Source organism: Candidatus Goldiibacteriota bacterium, from assembly GCA_016937715.1.
Taxonomy (GTDB): Bacteria; Oederibacteriota; PGYV01; order PGYV01; family PGYV01; genus PGYV01.
The window spans coordinates 45,951-56,339 of sequence record JAFGWA010000086.1 but is presented as its reverse complement, the minus strand read 5'-3'; the positions used below and the strand labels follow the sequence as shown (position 1 = coordinate 56,339).

General features: G+C 42.0%; 11 protein-coding genes. All 11 read right to left on the bottom strand.

Annotated elements, in window-relative coordinates; genetic code table 11:
* Positions 1-112 precede the first annotated feature (112 nt).
* Positions 113-1,768, bottom strand: a complete 1,656-nt coding sequence (locus tag JXR81_08965) for an ankyrin repeat domain-containing protein (protein ID MBN2754973.1) — start codon at positions 1,766-1,768, stop codon at positions 113-115.
* Positions 1,768-2,694, bottom strand: a complete 927-nt coding sequence (locus tag JXR81_08960) for a hypothetical protein (GenBank protein MBN2754972.1) — start codon at positions 2,692-2,694, stop codon at positions 1,768-1,770. Before JXR81_08960 ends, JXR81_08965 begins: the two co-directional genes overlap by 1 nt.
* Before the next feature lie 30 nt (positions 2,695-2,724).
* Positions 2,725-3,105, bottom strand: coding sequence for a response regulator (locus JXR81_08955; GenBank protein ID MBN2754971.1), 381 nt, complete (start codon positions 3,103-3,105; stop codon positions 2,725-2,727).
* 11 nt (positions 3,106-3,116) lie between these two features.
* Positions 3,117-3,515, bottom strand: coding sequence for a hypothetical protein (locus JXR81_08950; protein ID MBN2754970.1), 399 nt, complete (start codon positions 3,513-3,515; stop codon positions 3,117-3,119).
* Entirely contained in the window at positions 3,512-3,859 is a 348-nt protein-coding gene (locus JXR81_08945) for a hypothetical protein (protein MBN2754969.1), read from the bottom strand. The genes JXR81_08950 and JXR81_08945 overlap by 4 nt, the downstream gene beginning before the upstream one ends.
* 30 nt (positions 3,860-3,889) lie before the next feature.
* Complete coding sequence (locus JXR81_08940; GenBank protein ID MBN2754968.1) at positions 3,890-4,651, bottom strand: DUF4388 domain-containing protein; 762 nt, start codon at positions 4,649-4,651, stop codon at positions 3,890-3,892.
* 106 nt (positions 4,652-4,757) lie between these two features.
* Positions 4,758-6,497 carry a response regulator gene (locus tag JXR81_08935; GenBank protein MBN2754967.1) on the bottom strand — a complete coding sequence of 580 codons (1,740 nt, stop codon included), beginning with the start codon at positions 6,495-6,497 and terminating at the stop codon, positions 4,758-4,760.
* An 85-nt stretch (positions 6,498-6,582) separates the two neighbouring features.
* A complete protein-coding gene (locus JXR81_08930; protein ID MBN2754966.1) occupies positions 6,583-7,797 on the bottom strand; it encodes a bifunctional 3,4-dihydroxy-2-butanone-4-phosphate synthase/GTP cyclohydrolase II in 1,215 nt (404 codons plus the stop codon).
* A gap of 29 nt (positions 7,798-7,826) precedes the next feature.
* On the bottom strand, positions 7,827-8,315 hold the full coding sequence (locus JXR81_08925) for a YaaR family protein (GenBank protein ID MBN2754965.1): 489 nt from the start codon (positions 8,313-8,315) through the stop codon (positions 7,827-7,829).
* 2 nt (positions 8,316-8,317) lie between these two features.
* The gene (locus JXR81_08920) at positions 8,318-8,920 is read right to left on the bottom strand and encodes a riboflavin synthase (GenBank protein MBN2754964.1); all 603 of its coding nucleotides are present in this window, start codon (positions 8,918-8,920) and stop codon (positions 8,318-8,320) included.
* Positions 8,898-10,025 carry a bifunctional diaminohydroxyphosphoribosylaminopyrimidine deaminase/5-amino-6-(5-phosphoribosylamino)uracil reductase RibD gene (gene ribD / locus JXR81_08915; GenBank protein MBN2754963.1) on the bottom strand — a complete coding sequence of 376 codons (1,128 nt, stop codon included), beginning with the start codon at positions 10,023-10,025 and terminating at the stop codon, positions 8,898-8,900. The genes JXR81_08920 and ribD overlap by 23 nt, the downstream gene beginning before the upstream one ends.
* Positions 10,026-10,389 lie beyond the last annotated feature (364 nt).

Genomic DNA, 10,389 nt, shown 5'->3' with positions numbered 1-10,389 from the left:
GTCGTTCTCACAAACAACATAATAACACAAGTGAGCAGTGGGACTTTTTGTTACTTCAAATGTTGCACTTCATCTTACAATTTTTAGGCATTATTTCCAGAAAGGCGGGCTGTCAGTTTTTCTTATGAAAAACAGCAGCCATTTCACCTTCGGCAAGGTCAACAGCGCTTTTATTTTCAAGGTTTTTAACCGTGGGGTCGGCCCCCGCCCTTAACAATTCCTCTGCTATTTCCTTATTACCGGACCTTACCGCGTTTATAATGGGAGTATCCCCGTATTTATTGCTTACATTTACGTATGCTCCGGCTTTTATTATGTCCCTTACCGCTTCCACGCTGCCTTTTTCAGAAGCAAGCAATAACGTTGTATTTAAAAGCACATCCCTTCCGTTTACATCCCCGTTCGCGTCAATAAGTTTTTTCATTATATTCCTGAAACCTTTTTCAGCCGCGCCCATAACCGGGGTTGTGCCAAAAAGATTTTTTGCGTTTGGCGACGCCCCGTTATTAACAAGCATATCCACAATTTCAGGATGATTGTGTTCCACGGCAAAATGAAGCGGGGTATATCTTCCAAAACCCTTCGCGTTTACATTAGCGCCGGCCGAAATAAGTTTTTCAGCTATCTTAGCATGGCCGTTTTTAGAAGCAAAATGAAGGGCCGTATAGGTGCCAAACCCGCGTTCGTCCACATAAGCTTTCCTTTTTATAAGTTCTTCCACAATGGCGGTTTTCCCTTTTTCAGCGGACCTTATTAAAATAGTATTCCCTTTAATATCTTTGATGTTGTGCTGCGCTCCCGCCTCTATAAGTTCCTTGACCATCTTTAAGTCAGCGCGCTCCGCGGCAATCATAAGGGCGGTGGCTCCGTTTATATCCGCCGCATTGGCATTGGCTTTATAATTAAGCAGAAGGGTTACCATTTTAATATTGCCCCTTTTTACCGCCACTATAATCGGGCTTTCTCCGTCGTTATTTTCATCGTTTACCCTGGCCTTTGCCGAAAGCAGTTCTTTGACCGTTTCATAATGTTCATTTTCAACGGCAAAAATCAGCGCGGTGTAATTACCCATGCCTTTTATATTCGGGTCAGCCCCTAAAATAATAAGCTCCCTGCAGATATCCGTGTCACCGCGGATTGAAGATATTATCAGCGCGGTATTGCCGTCATAATCCGTGCCGTTTATTTCAGCTCCGGCTTTTACAAGCTGCCTTATAATTTCCAGATTCCCTTTTTCCGCGGCGGCAAGCAGTGCTGTTTTTCTTGAAGATGTTTTGGCATTTACGTCCGCCCCCGACCTTAGAAGCACCCTTACAATATCAATATTTTCCCTGGACGCGGCCATTACAAGCGGCGTATTACCGTCCATATTTTTCGCGTTAATGTCAGCGCCGGCTTTTATCAGTTTTTCCGTAAATTCCGCCGAAGCGTCCGCCTGAATCGCAAGAAGCAGGGGGGTATTTCGTTCAAAATCTTCGTCGTTTACATCGGCTTTAGCGTCAATTATTTCAGAGGCTATTTCCATATTACCTTTTTTTATCGCCTGAATAAGTTCCGAAATTCCGGATTCCTTGTTTTCCACCCTTGCGCCGGCCCTGACAAGCGCTTTTATAATTTCAGTGCTGCCCCTTTCAATCGCAAGGCTTATGGCGGAATAACTGCCGAACCCTTTGGCGTTTGGATTGGCGCCCTTTGATAAAAGCATATTTACTTCTTCAAGGCTGGTTTTGAAAACCGCGCTTAAAAGCTGTTCTTCAAGCCCCCCCATTATTCAACCGCCTCTTTTGCCGTAAGCAGAATGCCTATTTTCTGCTGCGTACGGTTTTTTATAAACGTGCAGTTTACAACAAGCACTTTTGCTTCGCCGCCTTCGTTAACTTCCACCCGAAGGTCATTTGAAACTTCCGAACCGAATGTAAGCTTCATAATAACTTCTTTTACAGTCGCGGGGATTTCCAGTCCTGAAAACGGGGTGTTAAAAGCGCCCGCATTTTTCATCCCAAGTATTTTATATGCCTTTTCATTTATCAGGCGCAGATTCCCCGAAACATCAAATATTACCACCGCTTCATTAAAACTGCCGCACAGGTCCCTGGCAAATTCCTTTACCAGCCCCAGTTCCGTGGTTTTCATAAGTATTTCGCCGTTTAAATAATTTTTTTCTTTTTCAAGTTCCTCTTTTTCTTTTAATTCCACGTTTGCTTTTTCGGCAAGGTAGCTGCTGTGAAGCGCCACGATAAATATAAACGGAATGTTAAGAAGCGTTTTTTCGGAAAACAGATTATATCCTTCGCCGCCGGATATGTACCTTATATAAAGATAGACGGCGTTTACGACAAGGGCTATCAGAATGCTTAATTTAACAGACTGGCTTAACGCGGCCATAAAGATTGTCAGAAAAACAGCCAATACAAACTGAATATCAAGCTGGGAATAGATGTGCGATGATATTACGATAAAAGAAATGTCCATCATAAAAATCAGATAGTGCAGCCTTACTCCCGTATAATTGGAAGCGGGAATTGATATAAACAGAAAATTGCTTAACGCAATCAGCACAATGAAAACAATTGAGACTAAAGGGTCTTCGGCAATTACTTCATGATTGTAAAACGCCAGAAGCACGATGGAAAGCGAGAGTATTGCCCTTATGTAAACAATGTACCGTTTTGAATCATCGGCGGAATTTTTCAAATACAACTCCTTTCGCGGCTGCCTGCTTGCTTATTTTCTGTCCAGGATTTCCTTTACCTGTTCAATAAGTTCGTACGGGTCAAAAGGTTTTATTATGTAATCATCCGCGCCTGACTGCAGCCCCTCTTCGGCGTCGCCTTTTTGGCCTTTGGCGGTAAGCATTACTATCTTTGTGCTTTTAAACAGGGGGTTTTTTCTTATTTCCACGCATGTTTCATACCCGCTTAATCCCGGCATCATTATATCAAGCAGTATAATATCCGGTTTCTTTTCCGTTTTCAGTTTATCAAGGCATTCTTCCCCGCTGTTGCATTCAATCACTTCATAATTGGCAAGTTCAAAGGATATTTTTACTATTTTTACTATATCCGGCTCGTCATCCACTACCATGATTCTTGTTTTCTCAGACATTTTCCACCTCTTTATTTTGAAATAAGTTTAAGATAAAGCCAAGATGCCGCCGCCACAAGCAATGACGCAACAAAGAAACACGTAAAAGAAAATGCCTTAAGCAAAAGCAGCGAGTTTTTTACAGCTTTAATAGACTCCTTAACAATTTCTGTTTTCTGAGGGTCAAGAAATACGCTTTCTTCGGAGAACATCTGAATGTTTCTGCCTAATTCGGGTAATAATACAACAGAGGCGTAAAAATGCGCCAGCGCCGCCGCCGCGAGAAATGCCGCAGAAATAAGGGGCAAAACCCAGTAATTGTTTTTTTCCTTCACTATGCCGGTTAACTTTCTGATTGCTCCGGACATATATAATGCCGCGGCAGCAAGAAGCAATAAACCCACTTCATAAATTATGACATCAACGCTCATTTTACGCTCCTGTATTTTTCAAGTTCATCAAGCAGTTTTCCGAATTTCATAACCGCCGCCACGCATAAAGCCGCGGAAACAAAGAGAAAAACATACGCGCCCATCTGTATCAACGAATTAACTTCGGGATTTTTTATAAAAACAGCAGACCTGAAAAACAAAAGGACAGAATATATCAGTATCCCCGACGGCGCCGCCATCATAAGCCCATAGTACGTCGCCTTATTAAAAACAACGCTGTATCTTCTTGCAATCATGCCGAAAATAATAAAACCCAGCCAGAACAAAACGCCTCCCGCTACCGCCATTATAAGACTGTAAGCCTGTAACAATTCTTCCGTCATCTGCCCACCTTCGCGTTAAATTTGCTTATATTACCTTGTGCTGGCCCATATCTTTTCAATTACCTGCGCTGACTTTGTCTTTCCCACTATTTCCGAAAAAGAATTTTCAAGGGAATTTAACAGCAGGATAAACTCTTTCATACCCATCCTGTTCCTGTCTATTCCATGTTTTTTAAATTCGCTGTCCACTATCGCCAGCCCTATATTGCCAAGACTTTCAGCAGCAACCCTTCCAATTTCCGGGGTCTTAAACCTTGACCTTTTCAGCAGGCCGGCAGCCAAAAGCCCAAACAGCGCGGTTTTCGCTTCCTTTTCGTCAATACCTGAATGTTCAAGCACAAAATCAATATTATTGCTGCCGTCAAAAGCCGCCATAAGGTTCCATTCGCGGCTTAGAAAATCAACAGACACTTTTTTGTTTTCGGAGAACGTTGAAATCTTTAAAACTTCCCTGCCCAAAAGAAGGTAATCGGAAATGTCCATACCCGCGTCAAGCAGTTTTCTTGAACTTTCAAGTATAATATTTTCAACGGAAATATTCAGCGGCTGTTTTTCCACGTCGCGCGTCTCTTCAAAATAAAAAGAACCTTCATCAATTACAAGAAGCATTTTATAAAGCGCTTCTTTAACCTCTGCGGAATCCGCTTCCCGCGCGAAAGTAACAGCGCCTTCAAATATATGAATAAGCCCTTTGGCTTTATTGTGGTCAACATTAAGAATCCCGGTTTTTTGATAGTTGCAAAGAAGCCTTAACATACCGGCAACGCTTATGCTGTTTACAGTTCCCTTCATTCCTTCCTCCTTTAAAACCCTTTATATATACATATATTACATCACTTTAACGCACTAAACAAGCACTTTTCAAACGTAAAAAAACGGTTGAAAACGGCTGCTTTATTTACCCCTGATTTTCATCCATTTCCGAACCGTCAGGAAGAAGTCCGGTTCCCGGAGACTCTCCTTTTTCTAAAATCCTGTACCTTAAACATTTTTTATACTCCGAATTACAGTACTTTTCGGTAAGTTGTTTCTTCTTTTCCGTGTCTTTTAACCTGCCCATTACAAAACATCCCTGTGCTTTATCGCATTTTTCACTTTCATTTTTTATCGGCAGTATTATATTAAAAACCGCGCCTTTCCCCGGCCCGTCAGATTCAGCCCAGATAGCGCCCCTGTGCGCTTCCACTATATTTTTGGAAATGGCAAGACCAAGCCCTATGCCATACCCGCGGTTCTTGATATTTTTCACCTGATAAAACCTTTCAAAGACCTTATCAAGATTTTCTTTCGTAATACCCGGCCCCCCGTCTTTTATGGCTATCCTAAGGTATTCTTCCCCTTCATCAAAAGACGCGTCCGCGTAATCAGGCGCGTGCAGCTGCCGGCCGGCTATCTTTTCCATATCAATTATAATTTTGGTTTCTTCAGGGCTGAATTTTATTGAATTGTTAATGATATTTATTAAAACCTGCGAAAGCCGCATAGGGTCAACCGGCAATACCGGAACAACACCGTCCGGATTGACTATCACCTGAATTTTCTTCTGCTGCGCCACGGATGAAATGTCTTTCACCGTGGACTCTACCACGTTTTTAATATCGGTATCTTTCTTATCCACTGAAAAAGTGCCTGATTCAATCTTGGAAAAATCCAGCAGTTCATTTATAAGGGAAAGCAGGCGGTTGGAATTATTTCTGATGATTTCAAGGTATTCTCTCTGCTGGTCTTCAACTTTACCCCCCACACCCTTTAATAGAAAAGCCACAAACCCCTTTATTGAAGTCAAAGGCGTCCTTAATTCATGCGATATCATTGCAATAAAAGTGGACTTTAACATATCCAGTTCTTTTAATTTTTCATAACTTGTTCTCATTATTTTTTCTGATATTTTAATTTCAGTCATATTTTTCAGCATAAGCCCCATACCGTCCCCGACTTTAAACGCCGACCCGCTGAAGACTATCTGCTTTAATTTAACATCAGGAACCATATCATCTATGACAAAAGGAACGCCCGTTTTTATCACTTTGACGAATTCATTATAAAGTCCGGATATTTTCACGTCATCGTATACTTCTTCAATAGGCTTTCCTATAACATTTTCTTTTTTTGTGCCGTCACCAAAAAATGACATAAAAGCCGCATTAGCATCAATCAGTTTCAAATCCCCGTCCCAAATACTTAATGAGTCCGTGGCATTTTCCATAAACAGCCTTAGTTTTCTCCCGCTTAATTCAACTTCTTTTGAAAGCCTGGTACTGTCAATTGAATATATGATAGTCTGAATAAGATTAACGCCGTTAATATCACCTTTGACAAAATATGACTGCGCTCCCATATTAGTGGACTCAATGGCTGTTTTTTCGTCTTCGTGGCCCGTTGTTATCATTACAGGCGTTTCACTTTCAATCGCCCTTATTTTTTCAAGCCCGTTTAACCCTGCAGAATCAGGCAGCGAAAGGTCAAGGATTATGATGTCAAATTTTTCATTGCGGAGTTTTTCAAGGCCTGCTGCTATGCTTTCAACCGGCACTATTTCAGGTTTGATTATGGATGAACCGGCAAGCATGTTCTTCATTAAAAAGACATCGTTTTTATTATCTTCAATCAGCAGAACGCGTATAGCCCTGATTTTCATATAACCACCCGTTTTGGTGCATTATAAGTAATTATTCTAATATTTAAATTATAACATAATTACTTCCGCTATTTGTATATAGTTGTTACAGGTGAAGCATGTGCCCCAGTTTTTCCATTTTAGTCTTTAAATACCTGCGGTTAATATCATTAGGCGTTATTTCCAGCGGAAGGCGCTCCACAATTTCCAACCCATATCCGCTTAAACCTATGACTTTTTTAGGGTTATTTGTTAAAAGTTTTATCTTTTTTATGCCCAGGTCGGCTATTATCTGCGCGCCTGTTCCGTAATCCCTTAAATCCGCTTTAAACCCAAGGGCTTCATTTGCTTCCACGGTATCAAGGCCTTTTTCATGCTGTAATTTATACGCTTTCATCTTATTTATCAACCCAATACCGCGGCCTTCCTGCCTCATATAAATAAGCGCGCCCCTGCCCGCCTTTCCTATCATAGACAGCGCGGCGTGCAGCTGATCCCCGCAATCGCATTTTAACGATCCAAGCACATCGCCTGTAAGGCACTCTGAATGTACCCTTAAAAGCACAGGTTCCGGCGTTCTTACATCACCCATTACCAGCGCAAGATGAAGGTCTTTTTCTTCTTTATCCGTATAAATAAAAAGTTTAAACGTTCCGTATTCAGTAGGCAATATGGTTTCCACAACTGATTTAACAGTCTTTTCTTTTTCCCTGCGGTATTTTATTAATTCTTCTATGGTGAGAATTTTCAGGTTGTGTTTTTTCGCGAATTCCACAAGCTGCGGCATCCTTGCCATTTCGCCGTTCTCCGTCATAATTTCACATATTGCACCGCCGCATACTTCACATCCGGCAAGGCGGGCTAAATCCACCGCAGTCTCCGTGTGCCCCGCTCTTTCCAGAACGCCGTTCTTTTTTGCCGCAAGTGGAAACACATGCCCGGGCTTATGAAAATCCGCCGAAGCGGCATTTTTATCCGCCGCAAGTTTTATAGTAATCGCCCTGTCGCGCGCGGAAATACCTGTGGTAGTTCCCTCTTTGGCATCAATAGAAACGGTAAAAGCGGTGCGGTGTTTGTCTTCGTTCTGTTCCACCATCTGGCTTAAACCAAGCCTTTGTATCTGTTCTTCTTCCATTGAAAGGCAGATAAGGCCGCTGCCTTCCTTTGCCATAAAAGTAATTATTTCCGGAGTTACCCTGTCCGCAAGGCAGATAAGGTCGCCTTCATTTTCCCTGTCTTCATCATCCACCACTATAACCATTTTGCCTTCTTTTAAGTCGGCAACTGCTTCTTCCACTGTTGCTAATTTATAACCTTCCATGATGATTGCTCCTGATGTCAGATTTTTCTTTAAGAATACATATCAACTAAAATACCCCTGATTCTGTCTATTGTGGCCAGCAGGTCAAGGGTTTCTTCCTGGGAATTAAGTATCTGCGCGGTTAATTTTTCAAGCTCTTCATCCACTTTTTCCACAAGCACATATACTTTTTTACGCCTTGCCATCACCTTTGAACTGTCGGAAAATTTCACCGTGTACATTGTCTCCACGGCTTTTTTCATAAAGTTTTTTACAAGGCTTTTATATTTATCAAGTTCGGTAAAAGTACGCCTTTTTACAAGCACCTTTGCCTGTTCTGACAGTTCTTCAATAAGCTGGTCAAGATTCTTTTTAACCTGATCCTCTGTGGCATCAGTAAGCTGCTTCATAAAATTCATTTCATTAACTTTGTCCCTGGCAATGAATTTTGTGCCTCTCTTCTCTTCCGCTTTTTTGTTCCTTCCGGTACCGCCCACGTTCTTGTCGTGAGGCATCCCTGCCGCGTCAAAAACCCTCATCTTTAATTCTCCATCCTTTTATTTGTCTGCCGTTCCACATACTTACTGATTATATCAAATTCCAGGTTTACTTTTGTGCCTTTATTATAGAATTTTACATTTGTAGATTTAAATGTCTCCGGTATTACAGAGACTTTAAAGCTGTCTTTCTTTACGTCAAAAGCTGTAAGGCTTATTCCGTCAACCGCAACAGAACCTTTTTCTATAATATATCTGGCAAACTTTTCAGGATAACTGACGGCAATAACAACATTGCCGCTTTTTTTATCCACAGATTCTATCTGCCCCGCGCAGTCCACGTGCCCCTGCACAATATGGCCGCTTAAAAAACCGTCCGGAGTCACGGGGAATTCCACGTTTACATTGCTGCCCGTGCGAAGCGCTGACAGGGTGCTTTTTTTCATGGTCTCCGCGGTCACATCAGCCGCAAACTCCCTGGCGTTTTTTATCAGAGACGCTGTCAGACACACGCCGTTGACGGCAATGCTCATCCCTTTTTCGGAATTTTTTATGTTTTTATTAAGTTTTATTTCAAACACTTTAAGCCCGCCCTTGGAACGCACGGCTTTTACCTTTGCAAGGTCAAAGACTATCCCGCTGAACACTTTTAACCTCCGGATATTGAATTTCACCGGAAATCAAGACATCCGGCCCGCACTGTTTAACGGTGTGATCCTTTAACTTTAGTACATCCTGCATCCTTTCAATTCCAAACTGACCCGCAAAAGGTATTGCGTCATTTCCCATTATCAAAGGAGCAATATGTATATTAGCTTCGTCTATAAGACGTTCTTTAAGAAAAGACGCTATCACCGTTCCGCCGCCTTCCAGAAGAACGCTTCTTATCCCCCTGCAGAAAAGTTCTGACAGCACTTTATCGGGTGCCGGCTTTTCTTCATTTCCTTTAAGATATATAATATTAATGCCCTTTTTTATCAGCCTTTCAGCTTTTCTTTCTTCCATTCTTTTTACCGCCACATAAATATCTTCAGGCGCGCTGTTTAAATATATATTGCCTTTTTCCGGCATCCTGCCGTTTGTATCCAGAATTATTTTTTTAATTTTTTTACGCCTGTCAATTCTGCAGTCTAAAAAGGGATTATCATTTATAACCGTATTAATCCCCACAAGTATCGCGTCGCACATTAAACGCAGTTTCTGCGCCTCCTGCCTTGCCGGCGCGGAAGTTATCCATTTAGATTCCCCGTTCTTTAAAGCCATTTTTCCGTCCGTGGAAACAGCCGCTTTCATTATTACATACGGCTTTTCTAAGGTTATATTTTTTATAAAAATTCTGTTTAAGGCAAGGGCTTCGCCATGAAGCACTCCATTTCTTACTTTTATCCCGGCTTTTTTAAGTTTATTAAAACCTTTGCCTGACACCAGCGGGTTGGGGTCTTTCATGGCACACACCACTTCTTTTACCCCTGCTCTTATTATAGCATCGGCGCACGGCGGCGTCTTTCCAAAATGGGAGCATGGTTCAAGGTTAACGTATAATACCGCGCCTTTCGCTTTTTCCCTTGCCTGCTTTAGCGCCTCTATTTCGGCGTGAGGAAGCCCTGCTTTTTTATGATACCCCTCCCCTATAATCCTGCCGGACTTTACAATAACACACCCGACCAAAGGATTAGGAGATGTATGGCCCGCTGCTTTTGCCGCAAGTTCCAGCGCTGTTTTCATGTAAAATACGCCTTTATTATCTTTCATCGTCCCGCCTTTATTAATATAGAATAATAAGTTAATTTTATCATATTGCAGTTGAAATGGTTAAAGAAAAATAGATTGGAGGGACGGAGGGACGGAAGTTACAAGAGCAGCGGCTTAAGCTATAGGCAGTTAAGCAGAAGCGAAAAACGTCAAAACAAACACAAAGGACATAGGGACAGAGGATAAAACAAATAATAAATCAACTGCCGCGCTCTAAAGGGACGCGCCTACCAAGGCATAAAAATCATAATCACATAGGCGCGTCTGCCGCTTCGTAAATCTAAATCAATACAGGGGTTGGGTGTGTTTTTTCAGTATGCGCCGCCCTAACATACTGTGTATACGGCAGGGACGGTTTAATGCT